We start from the raw sequence: 26,666 nt of genomic DNA on the forward strand, positions 1-26,666 counted from the left end.
TGTCATCTTTACCGGAAATATCAAATACTTATTGCAAATGCGATCGATTCGCATTTATACTTAAATCCAGCAACATTTCATCAACCAGTAAGCCAATGCCATGATCGTCTGTGTCTGCCGCCGAATTTCTGACCGCGAGATTGCTCGCCACGCCCGGGCCGGGCTGGGTTTCGAAGAAATCCAGTTTGAGCTTGGCGTAGCAAGTCAATGCGGTCAATGCGAGGGGTGCGCGCGCGACGTCGTAGCCCAGTGCAGCGCGAGCAACCCGACGGCCAACATCCAGCGAGCCACCACCACTTTGGAAGGCCGCCCATGGACCCCGTCTCAGCCCTCTTCACAGAACTCCCGCTCGGTCTGATCCTCGTCGTTGCAGGCACATGGTGGGTCCTGCGTCCGTAGGCCTGCCTTACTCTTTCATGCGCCTGGCGCTATGCTTGTCGTCCCCCTTCTGCCATGAACGCCACCACATCCTCACCCACCCAAAGCCGGTCTTTCAGCAATCGGCAACGGCCACCCGTGGCCCCGATGCCCCTGAGCCGAAACGGTGTGATAGCGGCCCTGGTGGTGCTTTTACATGTCGCTTTTATCTGGGCCTTGCAGAGCGGCCTGCTCATGCGCGCCGCGGAAATCGTGGTACCCGCAGAAATACTGACGCGATTTGTTGACGCGCCCGCACCGCAGGCTCAGCCTCAGCCACCCGCTCCCCCCGCACCACCTGCTGCCGTCAAAAAATCCGTGGTCAAGGCCCCGGCACGGCCTTCACCAACACCTCTGGCCATCTCCGACCCTGCGCCCTCACCCACGCCAGTGTCGGGCGCCATGACGGCCCAACCTGTCTCCACCCCCGTGCCGGCGCAGGTCGCCGCAGCACCGGCCTCTCCGCCGGCAGCGGCCACCGTGCAACTGCCCTCCAGCGATGCCGACTATCTGCAAAACCCGAAGCCAGCCTATCCGCCCATGAGCCGGCGGCTTGATGAGCAAGGGAAAACAGTGGTCAGGGTATTCATCGGGGTAGATGGTTTGCCCCAACGTCCCGAGATTTTCAGATCAAGCGGTTACGAGCGGCTGGACCAGGCCGCCTTAACGGGTGTGATGCGCTGGCGGTTTGTTCCCGGCAAACGGGGCGGCGTTCCCGAGGCCATGTGGTTCAACGTCCCCATCAACTGGGTGCTCGACTGAACGCTCCCAAACACTATTAGAAACTCTGGAGTATTGATTCATGAATTCCCAATTCGGCCTTGCCCACGTCTGGAGCCAGGGCGATATCGTCACCAAATCTGTCGCGGTGCTGCTGCTGCTGATGTCGCTGGCTTCCTGGATGGTCATCATCATCAAGACGCTGGACCTCATCAAATACAAAAAAGTAGCGAAAACGTCTGAAGACTTCTGGCACAGCGAAGACTTCGCCGCTGGCCTGACCAAATTGGGGCCGGACGCCACCAACCCTTTCCGGCAGCTGGCTATTGAAGGCCGTGAGGCCACCGCCCACCATCGCAACACCAAGGCGCATTTGCACGATGCGCTGGACGTGAGTGACTGGGTGACCCGCAGCTTGCGCAACACCATGGACGAATTCACAAGCCGCCTGCAGTCTGGCCTGGCGATTCTGGCTTCGGTGGGCTCGACGGCGCCCTTCGTGGGACTGTTCGGCACGGTCTGGGGCATTTACCACGCACTGTTGGCCATAGGCGCTGCGGGTCAGGCCACCATTGACAAGGTGGCTGGCCCCATCGGCGAGGCGCTGATCATGACGGCGCTGGGTCTGGCCGTGGCCATCCCCGCCGTGCTTGGCTACAACGCACTGGTGCGTGGCAACAAGGGCGTGCTGCAAAAGCTCAACAGCTTTGCCCATGATCTGCACGCCTACTTTGTTACCGGCGCGCGCGTCAGCAGCAATGGCCCGGCCAATGTTGTGCCCATGAAAAAATCTTCCTGAAGCGAGAACCACCATGGCATTTGGTACCCAGGACGACACCGATGATGTGATGAACGAGATCAACATGACGCCGCTGGTGGACGTGATGCTGGTGCTTTTGATCATCTTCATCATCACCGTGCCGGTGATGAAACACTCAGTCAACATTGATTTGCCGCGCGCTAGTAACGAGGCGCAAAACATCAAACCCGAAACGATTCGCCTCACGGTGGACGCGCAAGGCGTGTACTACTTCAACGAAACAAAAGTCGAGGATGCTGACCTGCCCTCGCGCCTGCAGGCGGCTGCGGCGCAAACTCCGCAGCCCGAGCTGCACATACGCGGGGACAAAGCCGTGCGCTACGAAAAGGTCGCCCAGGCCATGGCTGCCGCGCAGCAGGCGGGGCTGCGAAAAATCGGGTTTATCACGGAGCCGATCAACTAGACCGGCGAACCCAAACCTGCCCAGCGCCGCCAATATTCCAGCGCCACCCGGTAGGTGTTCATCTGCACCTGGACGGTCTCGTCAATGTCCACGCCATAACCGCCTGCCATCGCAAAGGCCAATGGAACACGGCGCTGCCACGCCCAGTCAAACACCCGCCTGTCCCTGGCTTGCAGCCCATCAAAGCTCAAGCTGAGACGTCCCAGTCTGTCCCCCTCAAACGGGTCAGCACCAGCCAGATAGATGACCAGTCCTGGCTCAAAGCGATCCGCCAACTCCTGCAGCGCATGGTCCAGCGCCTGCAGATACGGCTCGTCGGTGCAGCCGTCTGGCAAGTCAACATCCAGGTCGCTGGCTTCTTTGCGAAACGGGAAGTTTTTTTCCCCGTGTATGGACAAGGTGAACACACTGGGGTCTGCACTGAAGATACTGGCCGTCCCGTTGCCCTGGTGCACATCGAGATCAATGATGGCAACCCTCAGCGGCTGGCGGTGCACGCGCGCCCACTCGGCCTGCATCAAGCGCGCCGCTACGGCTGCATCGTTGAACACACAGAAGCCGCCGCCCTTGTTGCTGGCCGCATGGTGGGTACCGCCCGCCATATTGGCAGCGACGCCTTCTGGTCGCGTCTGGAGGCCCATCGCGACTCGCGCTGCGGCGACCGTGGCGCCAGCAGAGCGACGTGAACGCTCCACCATTTGCTCAGTCCAGGGGAAACCGATCTCACGCATGGCCGCCGCGTCCAGCGTGCCGGTGGCCACATCATGGATGTAAGCCGGCGAGTGGGCCAACGCAAGCTCGCCATCGCTGGCGCCGGGAGCTTCACCCATACGCACCTCTGGCAACTCTGCAGCTACCCGATCGCGGAGGCGCCGGTATTTTTCCATGGGAAAGCGGTGCCCTGCAGGCAGAGGCAGCACAAAGTGGTCAGCGTAAAAAGCTTTCACAGATAACCCGGAATGGGACACCAATTAAAACAACCTGCAGGGGGCACAAGGCGCACTATTGTGTCCGGGATGCGAAAAAAGCCAGGGGTCCAACCCCTTAGAGCCAGGGCTCTAAAATGCTGCGGTGCAACAAAAATCACTTGCAATCGAGCCTCACATCCCTATACTTCAGTTATGTTGCAGTGCAGCAATTGATGGCAAAAGCAAATTGTCCAGCAGCGCAACTAATTGAATTGTTAACCACCTATATGGAGATTTAAATATGTTGACCGCTGAACAAGTTATCGCTTCCCACAAAGCCAACGTCGAAACCCTGTTCGGTCTGACCAGCAAAGCCTTCGAAGGCGTTGAGAAACTGGTTGAACTGAATGTCCAGGCTTCCAAAGCTGCTCTGGCCGAGTCCGCCAACCACACACAATCCCTCCTGGGCGTGAAAGACGCACAAGAGCTGCTGGCTCTGCAAGCCGGTCTGTTCCAGCCCCTGGCTGAGAAAACCGCTGCTTACAGCCGTCACCTGTACGACATCGCCACCGCTACCGGTGCCGAAGTTGGCAAGTCTTTTGAAGGCCAGGCTGCTGAAGCCCAAGCCAAATTCATGAGCCTGGTTGACAACGCCGCCAAAAATGCACCAGCCGGTTCCGAGACTGCTGTTGCCGTGATGAAAAGCGCTGTGGCAACTGCCAACAACGCTTTCGAATCCGTGCAAAAAGCTGTCAAACAAGCCAGCGACATGGCCGAAGCCAACTTCACCGCTGTGACCAACACCGCTGTGAACGCTTCCAAAACAGCTTCCAAAAAGCGTTAATTTGCTACCCTATCCGGAGCTTTCGATCTGATACTTTCCTTCCCTGCGATGCGAAAGTTCCAACCGGTTGTCTCCTCGGGTCTCTTCTGAAAATTCGTTTTCACAGACCCCTTGAAGCCTGATCGCAAGATCGGGCTTTTTTTTGTCCCCCATTTGTTCAGCGAGGCTGGGTACGCAGCACTTCAAGCCGCGCCCTGAGCGCTGGCAATGCCGACAACATGGCGGCACGGCCCGAATCAATGGCACGCTGCCGCGCCGAGAAATCTGCGCTTTTCAGGCCCACCTGCGAAGGCTGCACCACCACATCCGCGTCCTTCAACTCATACTGGTTGATGCTTTTGCCCATGATGGCAAAGGTCTGCAGCAATATCTGCAGCGTGTCCTTGGCAGGGTTGGCTTCTGGCGCACTGGAGATGTCCACAGCTATCACCAGGTCTGCGCCCATTTGCCGGGCAAATCGCACCGGCACGGGCGACACCAGCCCGCCGTCCACATACTCGCGCCCGTTGATCTTCACCGGCACAAATACCGCCGGCACGGCGCTGGACGCGCGCACTGCGGTGCCGGTGTCACCACGCTGAAAAAGCATGGACTGCCCGCTGTTCAGGTCCGTCGCAACGATGCCCAGCGGAATCACCATGTTTTCAATGGAGCGGCCAGCCAGCAACTCATTCACATACCGGCCAAGTGCTTCGCCGCGAAACATGCCGCGGCCAAAAATCGGCAACATCCAGTCGGTAATAGCCACTTCTTCCATGTTCAGGGCGGTCTGCTGGAGCTGCGCACTGGTTTTGCCGCTGGCGTACAAGGCTGCAACCAGGCTGCCTGCCGAAGTGCCCACCAGCACTGACGGCTTGAGGCCGGCTTCTTCCAGCACTGCAATTACACCGACGTGTGCGAAACCGCGCGCCGCTCCGCCACCCAGAGCGAGCCCGATTTTGACGGGGCGATTGGCTGGGGCCTCAACGGAGGGCAACGTTGGCGAGACAGCAGGACCACGTGTTGCGCAGCCTGAGACCAGGGCAGCGGCAAGGGCGAGGAGGATCAGAGGGCGTCCCGGGAGTGCTGCAGGCGAGGCTTTACCGCCGGTTAACTTAAAGCGATTGAGAATAATTCGCGTTTGTATTAAAATCAAAGTTGTCTCAACCTTTTCACGGAATGTCATGCTGAAAAAAACCTCGCTCTGGACTTGTTTAACAGTAGCCGCTGCCATGTTTGGCACCGCACACACCGCCAGCGCGCAGGAGCAGGTGGTCAACCTGTATTCTGCCCGCCACTACCAGACGGACGAAGCGCTTTACAGCAATTTCACCAAAGCCACCGGCATCAAGGTGAACCGTGTAGACGCGGATGACGCAGGCATTCTGGCCCGCCTGAAAGCCGAAGGCGCGGCCTCCCCCGCCGACGTGATTTTGCTGGTAGATGCTGCAAGGCTGTGGAAAGGCGACACCGAAGGCATGTTCTTGCCCATCAAGTCTCCCGCATTGGAAGCCGCCATCCCGGCGCAACTGCGCGCCAAGGCCACCCCCGATGGCACGACCTGGTTTGGTTTTTCCACTCGCGCACGCGTCATCGTCTACGACAAACTCAAGGTTAAAAAAGCCGACGTGGACACCTACGAAGAACTCGCTGATGCCAAGAACAAGGGCTTGCTGTGCACACGCTCGGGCTCGCACCCTTACAACCTCTCACTGTTCGGCTCTGTGACCGAACACATGGGGGAAGCAAAGGCAGAAGAATGGCTCAAAGGCATGGTCGCCAATATGGCCCGTGCTCCCAAGGGTGGCGACACTGACCAGATCAAAGGCGTGGCGAGCGGCGAATGCGGCATTGCCATCACCAACACCTACTACCTCGCCCGCCTGATGCGCTCCAGCACCCCGGAAGACAAAGCCATCATGGAAAAGGTCGGCGTGGTCTTCCCGAACCAGCAGTCCTGGGGCACCCATGTCAACATCGCCGGCGCAGCCGTGGCAAAAAACGCCAAGAACACCGCGAACGCAGTCAAGTTCATGGAGTACCTGGCCAGCGCCGACGCGCAAAACTACTTTGCCAACGGAAACAACGAATGGCCCACCGTTGCAAGCGTGAAAGTCAGCAACCCGGCCCTGCAAGCCATGACGGGCGGCAACTTCAAGTCCGAAACCCTGCCTGTGAGCGCCGTGGGCAGCAACCAGGTCAAAGTCCAGCAAATGCTGGACCGCGTTGGGTATAAATAAAGCCCCCACGTTCGCTCGCTTCGCGTAGCTCTCTGCACCTTGCAGGCCGCCGCTCGCCAGAGGCTTCGCTTCTGGCGCCTGTCCAAAGCTGCTCAAGCAGCTTTGGAGCCGCAGGCTTCAGCCCCGAGGGAGCGTTGCGCGTGCGGGCCGGCAGAGCCGGACCCGCGGCCCCTGCTTGAAAAGAGAGCCGCCCATTCACCAACAAGCCCGCCCCGTGCGGGCTTTTTTATGCCCGATAATCGCTCTTACGTTGACGTAAACGTCAACTCCAAATATTCATCACTTTTTCTCAAGGACAACTCATGGACATCGCAGGCAAAGTATTCATCGTCACCGGCGGCGCATCAGGTCTGGGCGAGGGCACGGCACGCATGCTGGCGGCCAAGGGTGGCAAGGTTGTCATCGCCGATATGCAGGCCGAAAAAGGCGAAGCGATTGCCAAAGAAATCGGCGGCGCTTTTATCAAGTGTGACGTGAGCCAGGAGGCCGATGGTCAGGCCGTGGTCGCCAAAGCCGTCTCCATGGGCAAGCTGATGGGCCTGGTCAACTGCGCCGGTATCGCGCCAGCCGAAAAAACCGTGGGTAAAAATGGCGCACACAACCTTGGCGTTTTCAACAAGACCATCATGGTGAACCTGGTCGGCAGCTTCAACATGATTCGCCTGGCCGCTGATGCCATGTGCAAAAACGAACCTGAGGCCACGGGCGAGCGCGGCGTGATGATCTCGACCGCATCTGTTGCCGCCTATGACGGACAGATCGGCCAGGCGGCATACAGCGCCTCCAAGGGCGGCATTGTGGGCATGACCCTGCCCATCGCCCGCGACCTGGCCCGCAACGGTATCCGCAACATGACCATCGCACCGGGTATCTTTGGCACGCCCATGATGTTTGGCATGCCGCAAGAAGTGCAGGATTCACTGGCTGCATCGGTGCCCTTCCCTAGCCGCCTGGGCACACCGCAGGACTACGCCAAGCTTGCACAGCACATCTTTGAAAACGACATGCTCAATGGCGAAGTGATCCGCCTGGACGGAGCCATTCGTCTGGCGCCCCGCTAAACACCGGCCCAACCTTGGTGGGTGACCGGGAGAATGCTTCCGTGTCACCCCCGGGCATCCCCCTGTCTGGGGGCCCCAGTGTTGGGATTACCATGGCTGTTTCACCCACAGGAGAAGCCATGAAACAAAAAGTCCCCGCCTTCCCGATGCTTGCTGCGGCCCTTGCAGCCACCTTGCTGATGGCCGGCTGCGCCACAGCGCCCCCCTTCGCTTACAGCGTGCCTCAACAGCCTGAAGGCTCTTCGGGCTATACCGAGAAACCGGGCTGGGCAACCTCCAAATTTGCAGTCGCCGCGGCCAACCCGCTGGCCACTGACGCGGGCTACCAGGTGCTCAAAGCAGGCGGCTCCGCAATCGATGCGGCCATTGCCGTGCAAATGGTTCTGACACTGGTTGAGCCTCAGTCAAGCGGTATTGGAGGCGGCGCTTTCATGCTGCATTACGACGGCCGTACGGTGGAGGCATTTGATGGCCGCGAAACCGCCCCGGCTGCCGCAGACGAAAAACTGTTTCTTGGCCCGGACGGCAAGCCCCTGACCTTTATCGATGGTGTCGTCGGCGGCAAGTCTGTCGGTGTTCCCGGCACTGTGCGCATGCTCGAAATGGCACACAAGCAATACGGCCGGCTGCCCTGGGCGCAACTGTTTGCGCCTGCCATCACACTGGCCGAAGGTGGATTCAAAGTCAGCTCGCGTCTGGCCACGCTGCTCAAGGCCGAACCTCACCTGAAGAAGGACCCGGTTGCGGCCGCCTACTTCTATCCTGTCAACGGCGAACCATTGGCCGTGGGCGCCACCCTTCGCAACCAGCCGCTGGCCGATGTGCTGAAGAAAATCGCCGCGGGGGGCTCAAAAGCCCTGCTTGAAGGCGACGTCGCTCAGGCCATTGTCGACAAGGTGCAAAAACACCCGACCAACCCCGGCAAACTCAGCATGGCCGACATGGCCGGCTATCAGGCCAAAAAACGCGACCCGATTTGCCACGACTACCGTGCGCAGAACCGCGACTACCGCATCTGCGGCATGCCACCCCCAAGCTCGGGCGCCATTGCCATCGGCCAGATTCTCGGCATGCTGAACTACACACCCGCTTCCACGCTGGGCCTGGTTACCGGCACCGCGGGCGACGGCGTCACGCCGGCGCCCACACCATCAGCTGACTGGTTGCACCTGTACACCGAAGCCTCACGTCTGGCCTTTGCAGACCGGGCGCAGTACCTGGGCGACCCTGATTTTGTGCAGGCCCCCGGCGGTAACTGGATGAGCCTGCTGGCGCCCTCCTACCTTGCTGACCGCGCCAAACTGATCACGGTGCAGCCCGGTGGGCAAAGCATGAAAGTCGCCAAGCCTGGCACGCCCGGCGGTGTGCGGTCGGCCTACGCACCCATGCCCGACCAGCCCGAATACGGCACCTCTCACATCAGCATTGTTGATGCCTATGGCAACTCGATTGCCATGACCACCACGATTGAAGATGCGTTTGGCTCGCGCCAGATGGTCCGGGGCTTTCTGCTCAACAACGAGCTGACAGATTTCAGCTTTGCGCCGACCGATGCCGAAGGCAAACCCGTGGCCAACCGCGTGCAGCCTGGCAAACGCCCCCGATCGTCGATGGCGCCAACGCTTGTGTTTGACAAAGCCACCGGTCAGCTCGTGATGAGCGGCGGCAGCCCCGGCGGCGCGCTGATCATTCACTACACCGCCAAAACGCTCTACGGCGTTCTGAACTGGGGCCTGATGCCACAGCAGGCCATCAACCTGCCCAACTTCGCCTCACTCAATGGCCCCAGCTTTCTGGAAGAAAAACGGTTTTCGCCAGCAACCATTGAGGCACTCAAAGCCAGGGGCGCCGAAGTTCGCGAAATGGGCATGACCAGCGGCCTGCAGGCCATCTCCCGCGGTCAGGCGCACGGCGTGCCCGTTCTGCTGGGTGGCGCGGATCCGCGACGTGAAGGTGTTGTGATGGGTGACTAAGGTCAAAAATGCCAACGCGCCCTTATTCCACGGGCGCAAGCAGCTATATTTTTAATAGCACATCAAACTGGCCAGCGCCTCGCTGGCCAGTTTTTTTTCGTCTCCTCAAGGTGCACACTGGTTGAAGGGGGCCATTCAAGCTCGCACCTCAGAAGCGAGCCACAGCGCCAAAACAAGCCGCCCTAAGCTAGCCTGTCCGCAGCGGCTCCGGGGGCGCGTCCTGTTTGGCGGTGCCAATCCGCTCGTATTCTGAAATCACCTGAGCGCCCAGCAGCAGCAAGGTGGCGGCGATCTCCAGACTCAGCAACACCACAATGGCCGTCGTGAGCGAGCCATACACCAGCCCCACCTGCGACAGCGTGCCGAAGTACCAGACCAGCAGGTGACGTGTCACCTCCCACAGCAGCGCCGCGGTGACCCCGCCAATCAGTGCGTGGCGCAGGCGCAGCTTGCCGACCGGCATCACCATGTAGACCGAAGTCAGCACAAAAATCTCGCCCGCAAGCCCCAGCAGGTACAGCAACACGCCCGAGAAGCCACTGAGCGACCAGCTGTAGCCCAAAAATTCAATACTCTTGTCACCCAGCGCCTGAAAACTTCCCGACACCAGCGTGACCAGCAACAAGCCAACGCCCAGCGACAGGATGTAGCAATACGGCAGCACTGCCGATACCAGGAAGTGCCGCCTGCGAATGGCGACGCGGTGCAAAAACACCACCGACATCGCGTTCTCAAGCACGGTGAAAGCCAGTGAGCTGAAAAACAGCATGGTCGCCAGCAGTACCCAGCCTATGACCTCGCGATGCGCCAAAAAGTTGGACAGCTCCTTGACGATAAATTCAGACTGCCCGGGCGCCAGCCATCCGATGTAGCGGCCCAGCGCCTCCAGCAGAGCTGACTGCTCGATCACATGCGACAACGCAATCGCCATCAGGATCAGCAAAGGAACAATCGACAGCAGCGCGTAATAGGCCACAGCACCTGCAAGCAGCAGGCCCTGGTTGGCACGAAATCCTTTGATCACCCGCCACGCAAAGGTTGCGGGGTGGCTGATGACGTAGGCGGCCTGCGGCCCGATGTTCAGCGCCATTGCAGCGCCTGGAGGGCGGCCAGGTCCAAGGACAGGCGGTTGTCAAAAGTGCGGGGCATCAATTTCCTCAGGATTTTCGGCGACAGAAACGACCATGGTAGCGGCAGAACGTGGCAGGCCTGACTTGGGGGCGCTGCATTTACCAGCGAGGGCACAATACACCCGTGGCCATTCCCCAATCATTTATTCAGGAGCTTTTGGCGCGCGCCGACGTGGTGGATATCGTCGGGCGCTACGTGCAGCTCAAAAAGGGTGGCGCCAATTTCATGGGGCTGTGCCCCTTCCACGGCGAAAAATCACCCTCCTTCAGCGTCAGCCCGTCCAAACAGTTCTACCACTGCTTCGGCTGCGGCAAAAACGGCAATGCCATCAGCTTCTTGATGGAGCACGGCGGCATGAACTTTGTGGAGGCGGTGAAAGACCTGGCCCAGCAATACGGCTTGCAAGTGCCAGAAGACGACGTATCCCCGCAAGACCGCGCCAAAGCCGCGCAAATGCGTGAGCAGCAGGCCACGCTCACCAGCGTGCTGGAAAAAGCCGCCATTGCCTATATCAAGCACCTGCGCAACTCGCCGCGCGCCATTGACTACTTCAAGGGCCGCGGCCTGTCGGGCGAAATCGCCAAAACCTTTGGCCTGGGTTATGCGCCTGAAGGCTGGCGCGCGCTGGCCAGCGTATTCCCTGATTACAACGACCCGCTGCTGGTTGAAAGCGGTTTGGTCATCACTGGCGAGCCCGGAGAAGAAAACGCCCAGGGCGAGGCCAAACGCTACGACCGCTTCCGCGACCGGGTGATGTTTCCCATCCGCAATGTCAAAGGTGAATGCATAGGTTTTGGCGGGCGCGTGCTGGGCGATGACAAACCCAAATACCTGAACTCTCCGGAAACGCCGGTCTTCAGCAAAGGGCGCGAGCTCTACGGCCTGTTTGAAGCACGGACTGCCCTGCGCGAACACGGCTACGCACTCGTCACTGAGGGCTACATGGACGTGGTGGCTCTGGCGCAGTTGGGCTTTGCCAATGCGGTGGCCACGTTAGGCACGGCCTGCACGGCCGACCACGTACAAAAACTGTTTCGCTTTACCGACTCTGTGGTCTTCAGCTTTGACGGCGACAGCGCCGGCCGCCGCGCCGCACGCAAGGCGCTGGACGCCGCCCTGCCCTTTGCCACCGATGTGCGCACGGTCAAGTTTTTGTTTTTGCCGCAAGAGCACGACCCGGACAGCTTTATCCGCGAACACGGCCAGGAAGGTTTTGCCGCCGCAGTGGCCAAAGCTGTTCCGTTGAGCAAGTTCATGCTTGAAGCCGCTGCCGAAGGCTGCGAGCTGGACACCGCCGAAGGCCGCGCCCACATGGCCAGCAATGCCCGCCCTCTCTGGAGCCTGCTGCCCGACGGCACGCTCAAGCGCCAGTTGCTGGCCGAGATTGCCGACCAGGTGCTGATTGACAGCCGGGAACTGCTGCAGATCTGGCAGCCGGCCGCCTCCCACTATAAAAACAATAGCAGCTCCCGCCCGTCCGGTAAGGGCCAGTGGCAAAAAACATCTGAAGCCCCAACTTCGGCGCCGCATTTTGAAGAGTTTTCCGGCAACTTTGCCGACCTGCATGACGAAGGCGCCTACGCCGCGTCGCTCCCCATGGATCCCGGCCCGTCCGGGCGCAGCTTCGGCGCCAAGGCCGGCGCATCCCGCCCTGTCCGCCGCATCGCAGGCCGCGTGTTGCCCGCCAGCCGCGAGGACCGGGTGCTGCGCCTGATGCTGACGGACCCGCAAAGCTGGGACAAGCTCAGCGGCGAGGAGCATGTGTTGCTGTCAGAGCTGCCGGCGCCCCACGGCCCGCTCTTTGTCTGGCTGGAAAGCCAGTTGCACGAGCACGGCCCCCAGCCCTGGGCGGCCCTGCGAGAGGGTCTTCGCGAGCATCCGCAGGAAAAACACGCTGTCGATCAGATTTCGCAGCTTCTCGATGGGATTGAATGTGACTGGAGCGAGGTGCGCAGCATTCTGGACCAGCTTCTCAAGCTCAAGCGCCAGGAAGAAATGGTTGATTTACTGCCCCGCGTCATGTCCGACCCCGCCGCCCGGCAGCGCTACGAAGAACTTTCAGCCCTTTTAAAAGCAAGCTAAAAAGAGGCCGAAATTACCTTTTTTATTGCCTAAAAAACAGGCATCAGGGTATAATCCGATTTTCCGCTACGGCAAGCGCGACAGCAGCACCTCCGGCACCAGCCCCCCGCACGAACGGGACCTCACAGGTTGAAGGGCAATTTCCCCGCAAGGACTGCACACCAAATGTTCGCCCAAACAACTTGCCGTTAATGCCCAACCATCCGGTCCGGGCATTTTTTGTGCCTGTGGCCTGACCTGCGTCAGCCGCCCGGGAACCCAGTCTGTTGAAGGAAGTTTTTTCATCGGGAGTTCACCATGCCTGCCCAAAAGCCAAGCAAGTCCGCCAAAGTCGTGACAAAGCCAAAAGTCGCAGCCAAACCTGTAGCCCGACCGCCCGTCAAGAAGGCACCCGGCAAGGTTGAAAAACCCGGAAAAACCGCCATATCCAAACCAGTTCCCGCAAAGAAATCCGCAGCACCCAAAGCGTCCGTGAAACCACCTGAAAAGCCAGCCAAGAAAGCCCCCCCCGTGCCGACAAAGTCCAGTCCCGCCCCTGCCGCCAAGACCGCTGCCAAAAAAGAAGCCGAGCTGAAAGTCACCCCGACCACAGCCGGTGCAGAAGTGCCCGCCAAAAAGAAACCCGGCCGCCCACCGAAGAACCCCGGTGCTGTTGCCGAAACCGGCGGCGCCAAGCGCGGCCGCAAGCCCAAAGTCGCCCCGAAGATCGATGGCGAAGAAGACATGTCCGACATTGAAGAAGATCTGGTCGGCGAGCCAGTGGCAGAGACGACCGAAAAGGTCAAACCACTGCGCATGAAAATCAGCAAGGCCAAAGAACGCGCCTTGATGAAAGAGTTTGGACTGGACGAAACCGTTCTGTCCGAAGAAGACATGGCCAAGCGCCGTGCGCGCCTGAAGGCACTGATCAAGCTGGGCAAAACCCGTGGCTACCTGACCCACGGCGAAATTTCCGATCACCTGCCCGACAAGCTGATTGACGCTGAAACGCTTGAGGCCGTCATCGTCACCCTGAACGACCTGGGCGTGGCTGTTTACGAACAGACACCTGACGCAGAGACCCTGCTGATCACCGCCAACGCACCCGCTGGCTCAAGCGAAGAGGAAGCTGAAGAAGCTGCTGAAGCCGCGCTGTCCACCGTCGACAGCGAGTTTGGCCGCACGACCGATCCGGTCCGCATGTACATGCGCGAGATGGGCACTGTTGAGCTGCTGACGCGTGAAGGCGAAATTGAAATCGCCAAGCGCATTGAAGGCGGCCTGATGAAGATGATGGAAGCCATCTCCGAGAGTCCGGCCACCATTGCAGAAATTTTGCGCCTGGGCGAAGACATTCGCGAAGGCAAGGTTGTCATCTCTACCGTGGTTGACGGCTTTTCCAACCCCAACGAAGCCGACGATTACGTGGCCGAGGAAGACTTTGACGAGTTTGACGAAGAAGACGATGACGACGGCAAGGGCGGCTCCAAGGCGCTGACCAAAAAGCTGGAAGAGCTGAAAAAAGAAGCGCTGACCCGCATCGACACCATCGCCTCTTTGTTCGAAAAAGTCCACAAAACTTACGACAAAGAAGGCTACGGCACACCGACGTATGTCAAAGCGCAAAAGGCGCTGAGCGACGAACTGATGACCGTGCGCTTTACCGCCAAGACGATTGAAAAACTGTGCGACTTGCTGCGCGGCCAGGTGCTGGACGTGCGCAAAAAAGAGCGCGAGTTGCGCCGCATCATTGTTGAGAAGTGCGGCATGCCGCAAGAAATCTTTATCAAGGACTTTCCGCCCAACCTGCTGAACCTGAAATGGGTTGAAAAGCAGGTCGCGGCCAACAAGCCCTGGTCCGTGATCATGGCGCGCAACATCCCGCCGATTCAGGAACTGCAAACCAAACTGGGCGAGCTGCAGGCCCGCGTGGTGGTGCCTTTGGGCCAGCTCAAGGACATCAACAAGCGCATGAACGAAGGCGAGACCAACTCGCGCGATGCAAAGAAAGAGATGATCGAGGCCAACTTGCGCCTGGTGATCTCGATCGCCAAGAAGTACACCAACCGCGGCCTGCAGTTCCTTGATCTGATTCAAGAGGGCAACATCGGCCTGATGAAAGCGGTCGACAAGTTTGAATACCGCCGCGGCTACAAATTCTCAACCTACGCCACCTGGTGGATTCGCCAGGCCATCACGCGTTCTATCGCTGACCAGGCCCGAACCATCCGTATCCCGGTGCACATGATCGAGACCATCAACAAGATGAACCGCCTGTCGCGCCAGCATTTGCAGGAGTTTGGCTTTGAGCCGGACGCCAGCATTCTGGCCGCCAAGATGGAAATTCCTGAAGACAAGATCCGCAAAATCATGAAGATCGCCAAAGAGCCGATCTCGATGGAAACGCCGATTGGTGACGATGACGACAGCCACCTCGGCGACTTCATTGAAGACAGCGCCAACACTGCCCCGCTGGAAGCAGCCATGCAGGCCGGCTTGCGCGATGTGGTCAAAGACATCCTTGACAGCCTGACACCACGCGAAGCCAAAGTGCTGCGCATGCGTTTCGGCATCGAGATGTCCACCGACCACACGCTGGAAGAAGTCGGCAAACAGTTTGACGTGACCCGCGAGCGCATCCGCCAGATAGAAGCCAAGGCGCTGCGCAAGCTCAAGCACCCTTCGCGTTCAGACAAGCTGCGCAGCTTTATCGATACGCTGTAAGTGATCCCGGCCGGGTGCCGGGTTTCATTAAAAAGCGCCTCAGGCCCTCACGGGCTGGAGGCGCTATTTTTTTGGTGGCGCCTCAGCCGTGAGCTGTTGCAACCTAGCGCGCGCCAACGGCTCCCTGTCGGGTTGACTGAGCAGACCAGCCAAGGCGTTGTTGAAATCGGGGTTGGCCATCAGTTTGGACAAGCACTCCTTCACATGCAGACGTACATCGGTTGGAGCCGTTGACAACTCTTGCACCAACTCAGCACGCCCTTCAATCACGGTGAGTATGTCTTCAAGGTCGTGGCTGGTGTACACATCATTGCGGCCCCTGTCATTAAACGCCTCGAATTTGGTTGCCAAAAAGTATGGCGCGGACAAATGACGCAGCACCAGCCCCGAAGCCACCTCGGTTTGCACTGCAGCGTCAAACCCGGCGCGGTACCAGCGGTTAGCAAAGCCAAGCACCTTTTCGTCCAAAGGCACCAGGTCCAGCTGCATGCGCTGCCAGAACCAGCGAAATGGCGGCGTGTTGTCTTCCATCGTCTGCTTGAACCCACGCTGCAGAAGTTCGCTAGCCATCGCGTGGTAACCCGCAAGTGTGGCAACCTCCACAATGGCATCGACATCTTCAGTGGGCCGAACGTCCAGCAAATTGGGAGCAGGCAGCAAGAGACCTGTGGCACATCCACCCACAAACACAACACGCTCACGCAGAGGACCCAATGCGTGAGCCATGCCCACCAACAATTCCAGATTGGCATTAGCCACGCGCAGGCCTTTTCAGCGGCTTGGGCGAAGATGGGTCAATCAGGGCCTGAAGCCGATCCACGGCCATGCCCCGTTCACGAGCGCGCCCTACGCGTAGCGCGTCGAACAAGGCCAGCATTTCATACAACCTTGCGTCCCGCATGGCTGCGAAAGGCACGCTGGGGTGCAGGGGCTCTATGCCAATTCCACGCATGGTGCCATTGGGGTGCGGCCATACGTAATCCTCAGACCCTGGCGCAAACACACCTGCAAACGCTGGTGCGCTGTGGCTGGTGGGCACGCCGATGGCAGACGCCGTTTTGTCAGCCGCGAAGGCATACTTAGCGCCGTGCAACGCAAACTCAGCCAGTTGACGCGCGTGCGAGCGCACTGGATTGTCAGCAGGCGCCTCTTCGCTGCTGACCCGCCTGCGCCGTGTCACGCGGTAAATGGCTGTAGGCTCATTGGCCGCCAACGCAGCCACCTCTGGCGCAAGAGCTTCCTGGTTTTGCACCAGCAGCCCCGCCTGCAAGCCGCGCTTGATGCACGCGTGCGCTTCAGACGCGCTCAAACCCAGCTCCTGGGCCAGATGCGCATACGTCCACCGCTGATCGCCCAAGGCCACAAGCTTGAGAGCCACCACAAAGTCTTGAGGCTTTAACTGCATAAATTCTATATTCTTGAATTGCGAATATAGAATATATCGGATTCACCCCTGCTTGGCAACCGGCGGACCGAGCGCATTTTGCGAAAGTCAGCTTCTCCCGCCAGCGGCCCGCACCACCAGCTCGTCATACCCCGTCACCGCATCAGGCTCGCGTGAAAATTCCCACTCTGGCAGCAAGGCCAGCAGAACCTCTGCCGTGGTGCGCACCAGGCACCCTGGCGCCACATGCCCGCCCAGCACCTCACCAGTGGACGTAGACAGCGCCATGTGAAGGTGTGAGCTGCTGTGCACACCATTGAAGGCCACGGTGCCTGACAGGCTGAGAATTTCTGTATCCCCATCAATGCGCGTGGGTTGCTCTGCCCCCGCAAAGCGCAGGCCGGCGGTGGACAAGCTGCCAATGCCTGACAACACAAAGGCCGCGCGGCAGTTCTGGCTGCGCACGGCGGCTTCGATGGCGGCGCGCAAGTCCTGGCCCGGGGTGAGGCGGATGGGGAGTGTTTGCATGGTGGGCAATATTAAGCGGGAGCTGCGATCGACGGATCAGACTCGCCAGGTCGGCCAGCAGTCTTGTCCAAAGCGTTTCTTAAGGAAAAACAGCCTCTTGCCCAATCAACACGGGCGGAAGAAGCTATCATTTTCATAGCAAATCGCACGACTAAGGCGTGCGACCGTGTCCGCAGCTGCAAGCCACCCCAACACCATCGAGGCTTTGCGCGGCAGAGGTTCAGGCGGGTAGCAGCTAGACGATACTCGGGGCCCGCCCTCCCCTTGGCGTCCACTTCGTCTTCTTGCCCTTTCTCTACCCATTTCTCAGCCCGCTTCTACCCATGCTTAAACCCCTGATGACCCGCAGCGCGGCGCACCTGCGCAAAAAGTGGAAAAGCTACCTGGCTCAACTTGCGTTACTGGTGGGTGTTTTACTGGCGGTGCAGGCCTGGCAAACGCGAAACGTGCTGACCGGACCCGTGCCCGATCTGGCCATCAACGTCCTGCAGCCTGACGGCACAACCATCAGCACAACGCTGAATCAGTGGCGGCAGGCCCACCCCGGTCAGGTTGTTGCCCTGCACTTTTGGGCCGAATGGTGCCCTATCTGCCGCGCTGAGGAAGGCAGCGTCACCGCGCTATCGCAAGACTGGCCCGTGCTGACTGTAGCCATGCAGTCCGGCCCCGCGGCAAAGGTCAGGCAGGTGCTGCAGCAGCGGCAGCTGCCCTGGCACACCGCTGTAGACACACAGGGTGAACTGACGCGCGCTTTCGGCTTCAAGTCGGTTCCCGCCTTTGTAGTGCTGGATGAACAAGGCCAGCTGCGCAGCGCGACAGCCGGCTACACCAGTGAGCTGGGTATGCGACTGCGCATGTGGTGGGTCAGGCTTTTCTGAGCCGACCGGCAGTCTTTTTTTGCCCCCCACCCCTGTCCAATACTGGATGTGTGCGAGTAGCTATGAATTCAACTCAGGCAATTGTGCAAGCTCTTGCGCCGTTCAATTTAAATGAACAACCAATTTAATTGAACATGAACTGAACCTCAGGCCGATTCCTCAATATCAGCATCCAGGTCAGCAGCAATCAGTTTGAATTGCTCCAGCGCCGCTTGCAGATCTTCGACTATCTCCTGGGCAATTACTGCTGGAGCCGGAAGGTTGTCGCTATCGGCGAGGGAATCATCCTTCAGCCAGAAGATGTCAAGGCTTGCCTTGTCGCGCGCTATCAGTTCTTCGTAGGGGTACATGCGCCAGCGCCCGTCCGGGTTCTCGGCAGTCCACGTTGGTTTGCGCTTGTTGCGGTTGGCGACGTTGTACAGATCCACAAACTCGTCGAGGTCTTGCCGCCTGAGCGGGCTGGTCTTCAGCGTGAAATGTTTGTTGGTACGCAGGTCATAAATCCAAAGCTTCTTTGTCCACGGTTTTTCGCTGGCGGATTTTTTCTCCAGAAACAGCACATTGGCCTTGACGCCCTGCGCGTAAAACAGGCCGGTCGGCAGGCGCAGCAGTGTGTGCACATCACACTCGTGCAGCAGCTTGCGCCGAATGGTTTCACCCGCGCCACCCTCAAACAACACGTTGTCAGGCAGCACCACTGCGGCGCGGCCATTGGTCTTCAGCAGCGTCTTGATGTGCTGCACAAAGTTGAGCTGCTTGTTGCTGGTGGTGGCCCAGAAGTCGTCACGCTCAATCGTGTCTTTTTCGGTGCTGGTGCGGCCGTCTTCGCCCACGATGACAGTGCTGCTCTTCTTGCCGAAAGGTGGATTGGCTAGCACCACCTCGTAGCGCTCGCCCGGGTCCGAGCCCAGCGCGTCACCAACGATCACGGGCACCGACTTTTCAGACCCGATGCCATGCAGCATCATGTTCATGGCGCAAACCCGCGCGGTGGCTTGTACCAGCTCGTAGCCGGTAAAGGCTTTCTCCTTCAGGTGCTTGAGCTGGTCGCGCGTCAGGTTCTTGTTGTGCTGGGTGATGTAGTTGTGCGCTGTGAACAGAAAGCCACCGGTGCCGCAGGCCGGGTCGCAGATGGATTCACCGGGCTGCGGTGCCATGCAATCCACCATGGCCTGAATCAGCGCACGCGGGGTGAAGTACTGCCCTGCCCCGCTCTTGGTGTCCTGCGCGTTCTTTTCCAGCAGGCCTTCATAGGCGTCGCCTTTCACGTCGGCGCCCAGAATCGTCCATGTCTCTGCGTCGATCAAATCCACAATCACGCGGCGCAGCTTGGCCGGGTCCTGAAACTTGTTTTGGGCCTTGCCAAAGATCAGGCCCAGCGTGCCCTTTTGCTGACCCAGCGCTTCCAGCACGTGACGGTAGTGGTCAAACAGCTCGTCGCCATCTTTGGCCAGCAGCGACGGCCACGAATACGCACCGGGCACGATGCTGGCCTGGTTGTGCGGCGGCTGCGCGCGTTCGTCGGCCATCTTGAGAAACAGCAGGTAGGTGAGCTGCTCGACATAGTCGCCATAACTCATGCCGTCGTCGCGCAGCACATTGCAGTAGTTCCAGAGTTTCTGGACAAGGCCATTGGTGGTGGTGTTCATTCGGTATGGGCTCTCAAAATCAGGTTTTCTGCAATAACTCAGAGCAAAGCGCGTGGATGATTCTGCGTGCGCGCTCCAGCGACATGCCAGACTGCTTAGCCAGCAAGAGCGCACCTTGCTCCTCTGTTTCAGGCTGCAATATCGCGACGATGCGTCGGGTTGCAGGCGCGTCAATCAGCTCAAGCAAGTCACGGCCCAGCAGTCGTGCGCTGATTTCTTCGTGGTCAAAATCAACGGCTTCAAACAAGTCCGCATGCTCGGCGGCCGCGTGGTCATAGTTGTTGCAATCCAGGTAATGCCGCAGGTACAGCATCAGGTCTGGCGCGTCACGCCCGGGGAACTTGAGCCTGCGGTCGTGCCAGGCGGTGATCTTGAGCAATGCCAGTGCGGGGATGCTCGCCACGTTGACCGATACCTCATCAGGCAACAGGACTTGATGGCTGACCTGCATGGCCTCGCGCATGCCAAAGCAGTCAAACACAGTGTGCTCATCAGGCGGCCAGGCCAGGGTGCGGTCGGCCCGCTCTACGCCGCCAAACGGCACGATGTCCAGTGGGTATGCCGATGTTTTATGGCGCAGCTTGTGCGTGGCGTCGTTAGACACGGCCTCAAACTCGCCGCCATCAATCAGGGCCTGGCGCAAAGCCTCAAAAGTGCTCCAGTCTTGCACCATCACACCAAAGTCAATGTCTTCGGTTTTGCGCCTGGTGTCTATGCCGTACACATGCAGCAGCATCACGTCACGCGCGGCGGCCCCCATCAGGAAAAACCCGGTCCCCAACGGCGCTGCCACTACCTGTAGCGGGCGCACCACCTGTGCCAGCGGCAACAGATCAAGCCTGGCGGACAAGTCGTGCAATTTGGTCGTCATATAAGCGTTTTGCTGTTTCGATGCAGCGTGCATCGCCCGTGGCCAGCAGATCGGCATAGACCAGCACCGGGGGTACACAAGGCCCGGCCGCTGCGTCTTCAGGGAAATGCCAAAACCGGTGGCGCACCTCCACCACGGCCTTGTGCCCCACGTCTGCCTCTTTGGCAAAACGGTAGCGTGCGGCCAGTGGGCCTGGCAACTTGTCGGCATACATCGTCAGCTCACCTGGTGTCAGGTAGTTGGTCAGCAGCGCGCCAGCAGGCTCGCCACCCCACTGAGCGCCACTCTTGTCGAGGGGCCACTCCTGCCAGCCTTGCAGTGCGGGCACGTAGTAACGGCCCAGCAGCGTACGTGGCCGCAACTGGCGCGCATAGGCATCAGTCCACAGCGCCAGCAATCGCTCACCGTCAAACAGGCGGCGCGTGCCACGCTTGCCATCGAGGTCTGCCACAAAGCCTTGGCGCTGCAGATCGGGCATGACCCAACCCACCGTGCCATGCGCCACGCCGGCCCGGGCGGCCAGCTCTCGGTAGGGCAAATTGACCCACTCCGGGTGGCACAGCAGCGCAAACAACACCTGCAAACCGGTGGTCTGAAAGGCCCGGCCCACCTGCGGCGCCACGGCCCTCTGCACCGGCTTGCGGCCTGTTGCCCAGACCAGCACATGCGGCTGCTGAATGAAAGCATTGCCCGCGGTGTCCAGAAACTCCCGCCCCTGCTTGCGCAAAGTCTCTGCCATATCCGGATTGATGTAGTCGGCCACCAGCAACCCAGGCAGGGCATGCACCTCCGCTTGCCAGTCCAGTTGATGCAGCGTCGCGCCCAAATTTGCTGGCCGTAGCAGGCGGCGTACCTCAGCCACGTACTTCCGGCCCTTGCCACCGCGGCCAATGCGCACCACGGCATCGGCGTCTGCTGCACCCCGCTTGGGCTTAGCCAGCTCCAGTTGCGCGTCCAGCCCCAAGCCGAGCGCGGCATCTAAGGCGGCGTTCAGCAAATTGGTTTCTGGGTGTGCAGGCAGTTTGTCCATTTTTTCGTATTGTCCACGATAAATGGACATGCATCAATAATGGACAAAGGAAGTGCTACATTTCTGCAACTCGGCCCAAAAACACCCGGTTTTGGTGCCTTGCTTAGGAACAGTTTGCTTGATCGGGCCCAGTAAAGCCCGCTATTAAATTAAGTCCTGCTCACTGGCAGGAACTGCTACGTCTCCCATGACCCGGATGTTGGCTTCAACCACCTTGCCCAGGAGCTGTACTCGCAGTGGCACACGGCGGTTGCTGTAGTGTGCCTCGCGATGGTGATTGGGGCAAAGAGCAATAACGTTGGTAACAAGGTCCATACCCTTTTCAGAAAGCGGTACTACGTGATGTGTCTCTAAAAATATCCGGCCATCATATTTAACAAACCCCGGTACATCACAAAATTCACATTTACCGCTAGCGCGACGCAATACTGCTTTTCGAACTTCCAGGCTACGCACATACACTTTCCCGTTGGCATCTCGTTGCTCGGGAAAGCCCTCATTCGGTTGAACGTCGAACTGATCGGTAAAGCGATCGGGCTCAGCACCCCGCGTCACCACACAATCACCTGTCGATTGGTCATACGAAGTAATAGCCCAAGGCTCCAGATCCAACGCCCTTCGATAGACGTGGGATGGTTCTGAATCTGGGTCCTCCGCACTCCGCATGTCGCCTTGGCAAACAATTACGCGAATCGGGATATTGGTTCGAGCGGCCTGTTGAATACAAAGATCCATACGCGAGGCGCGACGCTCCCAGGTTTTTTTTCCAGCTCTTCCCATAGCCAAGCCAAAACGCCGAGGATTAATCGTCTGAAGCAAGTTACCGTTTTGCTCGGTCATCGCATCAAACCAAAGATTCAGCACGACGACCTTTCCGGGTTCGACAAAGGCCCATTCATAACAATACTTGGGATTACTGGCAGCGCGTTCAGGCTTCGGGCCACTCCGAAAATTTGTCCAGTCTGAAACGGTCACGCCCGCCTCTCGTACGAGGTCCATAACTCTCCGATGAACTTTAGGATCGACTTCGCTTAGCAAAGGTGACATTTTTCTCCGCCTCTCCGTACTAGTTAGACCAACCGAGCTCCCTCAGCACCAACCCTACCGCAGCAATTGAATATTCGGCATCATCCTCGGTAACCGGACGGGTGCTTTTTTCTTCTTGAACATTCGGCTTATTTCGTGCGTGCAACCGGGCCAAAGAACGGCCTGTATTGCGGATTACAGCGAAATCTTTCTCGGAAATCTTTCCAGATAGTTCCCAAAGATCTATCAACCGCAAGCTTGGGTCTCCCTCCTTGGTGGACAGCCAAGCCCCAATACACCACTGTGCAACATCTCGCGCACGATCAACGACTGACTCCGGGCCAGCGCGATAAGCAGCCTCAATCAACTTCCCCACAGTCTCATTTACTTTGTGACGCGCATGGTCTGGAATTGCAGATTGGTCCAATTCCGGCAAAACGCCGAGAGTCGATCTGGCGCGAAGCGTAAACAAATCCTCTCCCGTAACAATCCGTTCAACACCTATCACACGCCAAAGTGTGAACGCCTGCCTACTGCCAAGCGCGATCAACGCCTTCTCAAATCCCTCGCCGAACATGTTTAAGGCTGACCGCCCATCAAAACCATGCAGACTCATTGGCGTGAGAGCTTGCGAAGGGAGGAAAGAGTGAGGTGTAACTTTCCACGGCTGAGGTTGCGTGCCAGGATTGACGTAGAAACGACCTCGTCTAACCCGTGTTACCGGATCAAATGAATCCTCGCGGAATAGCAATTTCGCTGAATAGAGGTCTGCGTCGGGGGGTAGTTTTTGGAAATCAGTTTCTTCCAAAATCGGTGTCGCCAGGGAAAGTACAGGGGAAGGCCATAAGCCATATCCGTAGTGCCCTTGACCCTCATAGACGAGTTTGGAGCTCTCATCTATGGCAATCATCATGATGAAAAAGCCTGTGAAAGAGTAGCCTGTCGTAGCGCCTGCGCACGCTTGAGGTTGGTATCGACCTCGGCCTCGACTTCTCGGACGATGGACAGGTGGCGGTCGACTTCGGCGACGATGCGGATTTGCTCGGCTATTGGTGGCACGGGGATTGGCATTGGACGTATATCGCCAATATTGACGCCTTTGACCGCAACACCCCGGGCGACCTTTTTGAAATAGCGTTGGGCGTCTTCCGATCTCAAATACAACGCGACGAATGCGGCGTCAAATTCAGGGCTAACGGCAACCCGGGCTGTATCTTGAGTAATGTTGCCGCCGTCTAACAACGGCGGCACTGTCGCGACGCGACCGAAAGTACCGCGGATCGACAAAAGCACATCCCCAGTCTTCAGTGAGGCTCGCGCATATTTGGCGGCAATCTCATTTGACGTTCTATGCAGTGCGTCCAAGTCAATTGTGTCGCCACGCATGTCGCGGACTTTGACGAAAAGCACCCCCACATCCAAGTTCTCTTTCGGCATAAGGATGCCGTAGCAAATGACACGGTTTGCTTCAGTCACGGCTTCCAAGGTGCTGCTAGACCATCCTACCGGTGCCGGCCAATCCAATAATGCAGCCGCATTTTCCGGCTCGACGTACTTACCACGCCCCTTCCACGTTACGCGTCGCACGTCCAGGATTCGCTGCAAGAGCTTCTCGCCTGTCTCGTAGCTGCGGCCTTCACGGCGGGCGATGCTGGCTTCGGTTTCTACGAGGCGGCCTTCGACGGCGGCTTTGAGGACGGAGGCTTTGTAGACAAAATGGCTTTGTAGCCAAGGGCGGCCCGACGCCTGCGAAGCCGTAGGTTGCGGACACGGGGTCTGCCGAGCTACACCAGTGCACCCGACAGGTGGTCTGTCGGGGCGTTGCCATGTTGCAAGGAGTCGGGCCATGGGTAAATCTAGCACGTTGTTCGTGGGACTGGATGTTCACAAGGACAGTATTGATATCGCTGTGGCGGATGCGCCGCGAGGCGGCGAGGTTCGCCATGTCGCCAGCATTAGGGGAGACCTCGCCTCGCTAGACAAGGCGCTGCGCCGCCTGATCAGTCAGGGGCGAACGCTGCACATCGTCTACGAAGCCGGTCCGTGCGGTTTCGTCATCTGGCGTCACCTCACCGCCCAGGGCCTGCACTGCCAAGTCATCGCCCCATCGTCCATTGCGCGACCGCCGGGCGAACGTGTCAAGACCGACCGGCGCGATGCCATGCTGTTGGCGCGCCTGGCCCGCTCGGGAGATCTGGCCGTGGTGCGTGTGCCCGATGGGGCTGACGAGGCTGTGCGCGACCTCGTGCGGGCCCGGGAAGACGCGGTGCGCGAGCAGCGCAACGGGCGCCACCGCCTCAAGGCCATGCTGCTGCGCAATGGCGTGCCCTATGCGGGCAAGAGTTCCTGGACACCAGCCCACCTGCGCTGGCTGGCCACGGTGAAGCTGGCGCATGCCAACCAGCAGATCGCTTTCCAGGAATACCTGCATGCCATCACCGATGCCAGTGCACGTATCGCCCGGCTGGAGCGGGCCTTGCGCGATGCCCTGCCGCTGTGGGGGTTGGCCCCGGTGGTGCAGGCCCTGCAGGCGATGCGCGGGGTGCAACTGATCGCAGCGATGACACTGGTGGCCGAGCTGCAGGACTTCCTGCGCTTTGAGTCGCCGCGCCAGTTGATGGCCTATGTGGGCCTGGTGCCGGGGGAGCACAGCTCGGGCCCCAAGCGGCGACAGGGCTCGATCACCAAGGCGGGCAACTCGGCCGCGCGGCGCATGTTGGTGGAGGTGGCCTGGCATTACCGCTACGAGCCGCGAGTCAGCCCCATCATCGCCACGCGCCAGGACGGGTTGCCCAAGGCGGTGACCGACATTGCCTGGAAAGCGCAGTTGCGCCTGAGTGGCAAATTCAAGCGGCTGTGTGCGCGCCGCATGGTCAAGAACAAGGCGGTGGTGGCGGTGGCGCGTGAACTGGCAGGCTTCGTATGGGCGATCGGGCGCGAGGTGCAGCTGTCGGGCTGGGACGGGGTCCAAGCACAGCCGCTGACTGGCCAGGAGGTGATGCACTGAAACTCTGATCACAGGCCGGATCGGGAACGCGGTGCAGCCGCGGCCATCAAGGGAATCCTCGGCAACGTTAATGGTGAACGCCACTTGCGGCAACGTGGGTGGCGCTATCTCAGGCTCTAGACCGAAGGCAGCCCTGCGACGCAAAATTGTCTTGAGGTAACCAACCCTCGCATATCAGCATGAGCAACCGTCGCGCATCCACATCGGGTGGCAGCTAAAGGGCTCCGCCGCGTTCCTCATCCGGCCAAAGAGGAAGAATCTACTATCTGTAAAGGTGCAGAGAAATCGCTGTGGCCTGTTGACAGAGAGAAGCCATATCAACGTCGGAAATGAGCGGCCGCCGAAGTCGATCCGCTTTCGATTGACCCGTCAGGGTGGCTTTCGGTGCACACTTACAGTTTTACTTTCATGACCTAACTCGATTCTGTCGGCTGGCAAGCCAGACTCCAAGAAGAGCGAACGCAAAGTAGGTCGTGAACGCCAGGGCCGTTGCCCCCAAACCTGTGAGGCCGTTTTTCGCAGCTACTACAAGTGGCATGAGGATCAGGGTGCCCACAAATATAAGCTTGCCGCCGACTGGGTCGAACTGCCCCGAGGTCAGCCATGAGGCAAGCAAAGTCATGACTGCAGCAATCGCGACGGCAATGATCAACTTGTGCCGAAGCAGCATTTCGCGCCGTAACGACGGAGTCGAGCGACCGACCACGACCGCCGTGCCCCGACCAGACGCGGCTCCCAAGGCCCAACGGTCCTATTCAACGCCTTGTTAGACCTCATTCTTCGGTTTAGGCTACGCGCCACTCTTTAATGGGTTCCGCTTTTCGTACCATTGCGTTACGCCTTGCGATTTCGCGGCCCCAGGAGAAACCACAGGATCAAGCCCAGCAATGGCAGTAGCACCACCGCGAGTATCCAAATAAGTTTCTTCTCGTTCGAAGCGGAGCTTTGGAAGATATTAATAATCGCCCAAATATCTCCAGCGAGTATGAGGAGACCAACGATGCCGCCGTAT

General features: G+C 59.1%; 25 protein-coding genes. 12 read left to right on the top strand and 13 right to left on the bottom strand.

Annotated elements, in window-relative coordinates; translation table 11 throughout:
* The first annotated feature begins 100 nt into the window (after window positions 1-100).
* The 4 genes from VE934_RS12345 (at window position 101) to VE934_RS12360 (ending at window position 2,360) form a co-directional block, all read left to right on the top strand.
* Window positions 101-358, top strand: a complete 258-nt coding sequence (locus tag VE934_RS12345) for a (2Fe-2S)-binding protein (protein ID WP_324887887.1) — start codon at window positions 101-103, stop codon at window positions 356-358.
* A gap of 167 nt (window positions 359-525) precedes the next feature.
* The gene (locus VE934_RS12350; RefSeq protein WP_324887934.1) at window positions 526-1,179 is read left to right on the top strand and encodes a TonB family protein; all 654 of its coding nucleotides are present in this window, start codon (window positions 526-528) and stop codon (window positions 1,177-1,179) included.
* Window positions 1,180-1,219: 40 nt separating this feature from the next.
* Window positions 1,220-1,936: a MotA/TolQ/ExbB proton channel family protein gene (locus VE934_RS12355; protein ID WP_324887888.1), complete on the top strand. Its 717-nt coding sequence runs from the start codon at window positions 1,220-1,222 to the stop codon at window positions 1,934-1,936.
* Window positions 1,937-1,949: 13 nt separating this feature from the next.
* On the top strand, window positions 1,950-2,360 hold the full coding sequence (locus VE934_RS12360; protein WP_324887890.1) for a biopolymer transporter ExbD: 411 nt from the start codon (window positions 1,950-1,952) through the stop codon (window positions 2,358-2,360).
* Here the strand turns inward: VE934_RS12360 and VE934_RS12365 are convergent.
* Window positions 2,357-3,307, bottom strand: coding sequence for a histone deacetylase (locus VE934_RS12365; protein WP_324887892.1), 951 nt, complete (start codon window positions 3,305-3,307; stop codon window positions 2,357-2,359). The genes VE934_RS12360 and VE934_RS12365 overlap by 4 nt on opposite strands.
* 262 nt (window positions 3,308-3,569) lie before the next feature.
* Between VE934_RS12365 and phaP the strand changes: the two genes are divergently transcribed.
* Window positions 3,570-4,112 carry a TIGR01841 family phasin gene (phaP, locus tag VE934_RS12370; RefSeq protein WP_324887894.1) on the top strand — a complete coding sequence of 181 codons (543 nt, stop codon included), beginning with the start codon at window positions 3,570-3,572 and terminating at the stop codon, window positions 4,110-4,112.
* 157 nt (window positions 4,113-4,269) lie between these two features.
* Here the strand turns inward: phaP and VE934_RS12375 are convergent, their stop codons facing one another.
* A complete protein-coding gene (locus VE934_RS12375; protein WP_324887936.1) occupies window positions 4,270-5,157 on the bottom strand; it encodes a patatin-like phospholipase family protein in 888 nt (295 codons plus the stop codon).
* A 166-nt stretch (window positions 5,158-5,323) separates the two neighbouring features.
* Between VE934_RS12375 and VE934_RS12380 the strand changes: the two genes are divergently transcribed.
* The 3 genes from VE934_RS12380 (at window position 5,324) to VE934_RS12390 (ending at window position 9,365) form a co-directional block, all read left to right on the top strand.
* Window positions 5,324-6,331, top strand: a complete 1,008-nt coding sequence (locus tag VE934_RS12380) for an extracellular solute-binding protein (RefSeq protein WP_324887938.1) — start codon at window positions 5,324-5,326, stop codon at window positions 6,329-6,331.
* 302 nt (window positions 6,332-6,633) lie between these two features.
* Entirely contained in the window at window positions 6,634-7,392 is a 759-nt protein-coding gene (locus VE934_RS12385; RefSeq protein ID WP_324887897.1) for a 3-hydroxyacyl-CoA dehydrogenase, read from the top strand.
* A gap of 119 nt (window positions 7,393-7,511) precedes the next feature.
* Window positions 7,512-9,365 carry a gamma-glutamyltransferase family protein gene (locus VE934_RS12390; protein WP_324887898.1) on the top strand — a complete coding sequence of 618 codons (1,854 nt, stop codon included), beginning with the start codon at window positions 7,512-7,514 and terminating at the stop codon, window positions 9,363-9,365.
* A gap of 187 nt (window positions 9,366-9,552) precedes the next feature.
* Here the strand turns inward: VE934_RS12390 and VE934_RS12395 are convergent, their stop codons facing one another.
* Window positions 9,553-10,455: a YihY/virulence factor BrkB family protein gene (locus VE934_RS12395; RefSeq protein WP_324887900.1), complete on the bottom strand. Its 903-nt coding sequence runs from the start codon at window positions 10,453-10,455 to the stop codon at window positions 9,553-9,555.
* Window positions 10,456-10,619: 164 nt separating this feature from the next.
* Here VE934_RS12395 and dnaG point away from each other — a divergent pair, with 164 nt between their 5' ends.
* Window positions 10,620-12,578: a DNA primase gene (gene dnaG / locus VE934_RS12400; protein ID WP_324887902.1), complete on the top strand. Its 1,959-nt coding sequence runs from the start codon at window positions 10,620-10,622 to the stop codon at window positions 12,576-12,578.
* A 297-nt stretch (window positions 12,579-12,875) separates the two neighbouring features.
* The gene (gene rpoD, locus VE934_RS12405; RefSeq protein ID WP_324887904.1) at window positions 12,876-15,281 is read left to right on the top strand and encodes an RNA polymerase sigma factor RpoD; all 2,406 of its coding nucleotides are present in this window, start codon (window positions 12,876-12,878) and stop codon (window positions 15,279-15,281) included.
* A gap of 63 nt (window positions 15,282-15,344) precedes the next feature.
* Here the strand turns inward: rpoD and VE934_RS12410 are convergent, their stop codons facing one another.
* From VE934_RS12410 to VE934_RS12420, 3 genes are all read right to left on the bottom strand, one after another.
* Window positions 15,345-16,040, bottom strand: coding sequence for a hypothetical protein (locus VE934_RS12410; RefSeq protein WP_324887906.1), 696 nt, complete (start codon window positions 16,038-16,040; stop codon window positions 15,345-15,347).
* Window positions 16,033-16,686 (bottom strand): hypothetical protein, encoded by a 654-nt coding sequence (locus VE934_RS12415; RefSeq protein WP_324887908.1) that lies wholly within the window; start codon window positions 16,684-16,686, stop codon window positions 16,033-16,035. Before VE934_RS12415 ends, VE934_RS12410 begins: the two co-directional genes overlap by 8 nt.
* Window positions 16,687-16,773: 87 nt before the next feature.
* Window positions 16,774-17,193, bottom strand: coding sequence for a PPC domain-containing DNA-binding protein (locus VE934_RS12420; RefSeq protein ID WP_324887910.1), 420 nt, complete (start codon window positions 17,191-17,193; stop codon window positions 16,774-16,776).
* Window positions 17,194-17,516: 323 nt separating this feature from the next.
* On the opposite strand from VE934_RS12420, the gene VE934_RS12425 reads away from it, so the two are divergent.
* Window positions 17,517-18,071, top strand: coding sequence for a redoxin family protein (locus tag VE934_RS12425; RefSeq protein ID WP_324887912.1), 555 nt, complete (start codon window positions 17,517-17,519; stop codon window positions 18,069-18,071).
* A gap of 146 nt (window positions 18,072-18,217) precedes the next feature.
* Here VE934_RS12425 and VE934_RS12430 read toward each other — a convergent pair whose 3' ends face one another.
* From VE934_RS12430 to VE934_RS12455, 6 genes are all read right to left on the bottom strand, one after another.
* Window positions 18,218-19,720: a class I SAM-dependent DNA methyltransferase gene (locus VE934_RS12430; protein WP_324887914.1), complete on the bottom strand. Its 1,503-nt coding sequence runs from the start codon at window positions 19,718-19,720 to the stop codon at window positions 18,218-18,220.
* Window positions 19,721-19,739: 19 nt separating this feature from the next.
* A complete protein-coding gene (locus VE934_RS12435) occupies window positions 19,740-20,591 on the bottom strand; it encodes a nucleotidyl transferase AbiEii/AbiGii toxin family protein (protein WP_324887916.1) in 852 nt (283 codons plus the stop codon).
* A complete protein-coding gene (locus tag VE934_RS12440) occupies window positions 20,554-21,651 on the bottom strand; it encodes a type IV toxin-antitoxin system AbiEi family antitoxin (protein WP_324887918.1) in 1,098 nt (365 codons plus the stop codon). Before VE934_RS12440 ends, VE934_RS12435 begins: the two co-directional genes overlap by 38 nt.
* A 114-nt stretch (window positions 21,652-21,765) precedes the next feature.
* Window positions 21,766-22,596, bottom strand: a complete 831-nt coding sequence (locus tag VE934_RS12445) for an HNH endonuclease (RefSeq protein WP_324887920.1) — start codon at window positions 22,594-22,596, stop codon at window positions 21,766-21,768.
* A gap of 91 nt (window positions 22,597-22,687) precedes the next feature.
* Entirely contained in the window at window positions 22,688-23,560 is an 873-nt protein-coding gene (locus VE934_RS12450) for a hypothetical protein (RefSeq protein WP_324887922.1), read from the bottom strand.
* Complete coding sequence (locus tag VE934_RS12455) at window positions 23,557-24,495, bottom strand: restriction endonuclease subunit S (RefSeq protein ID WP_324887924.1); 939 nt, start codon at window positions 24,493-24,495, stop codon at window positions 23,557-23,559. Before VE934_RS12455 ends, VE934_RS12450 begins: the two co-directional genes overlap by 4 nt.
* Here VE934_RS12455 and VE934_RS12460 point away from each other — a divergent pair.
* Window positions 24,494-25,654, top strand: coding sequence for an IS110 family transposase (locus VE934_RS12460; RefSeq protein WP_324887926.1), 1,161 nt, complete (start codon window positions 24,494-24,496; stop codon window positions 25,652-25,654). The genes VE934_RS12455 and VE934_RS12460 overlap by 2 nt on opposite strands.
* An 834-nt stretch (window positions 25,655-26,488) precedes the next feature.
* Here the strand turns inward: VE934_RS12460 and VE934_RS12465 are convergent.
* Window positions 26,489-26,656, bottom strand: a complete 168-nt coding sequence (locus VE934_RS12465) for a PLDc N-terminal domain-containing protein (RefSeq protein WP_324887940.1) — start codon at window positions 26,654-26,656, stop codon at window positions 26,489-26,491.
* Between the last annotated feature and the right edge of the window lie 10 nt (window positions 26,657-26,666).

The organism is Polaromonas sp., assembly GCF_035638815.1.
Taxonomy (GTDB): Bacteria; Pseudomonadota; Gammaproteobacteria; order Burkholderiales; family Burkholderiaceae_C; genus Polaromonas.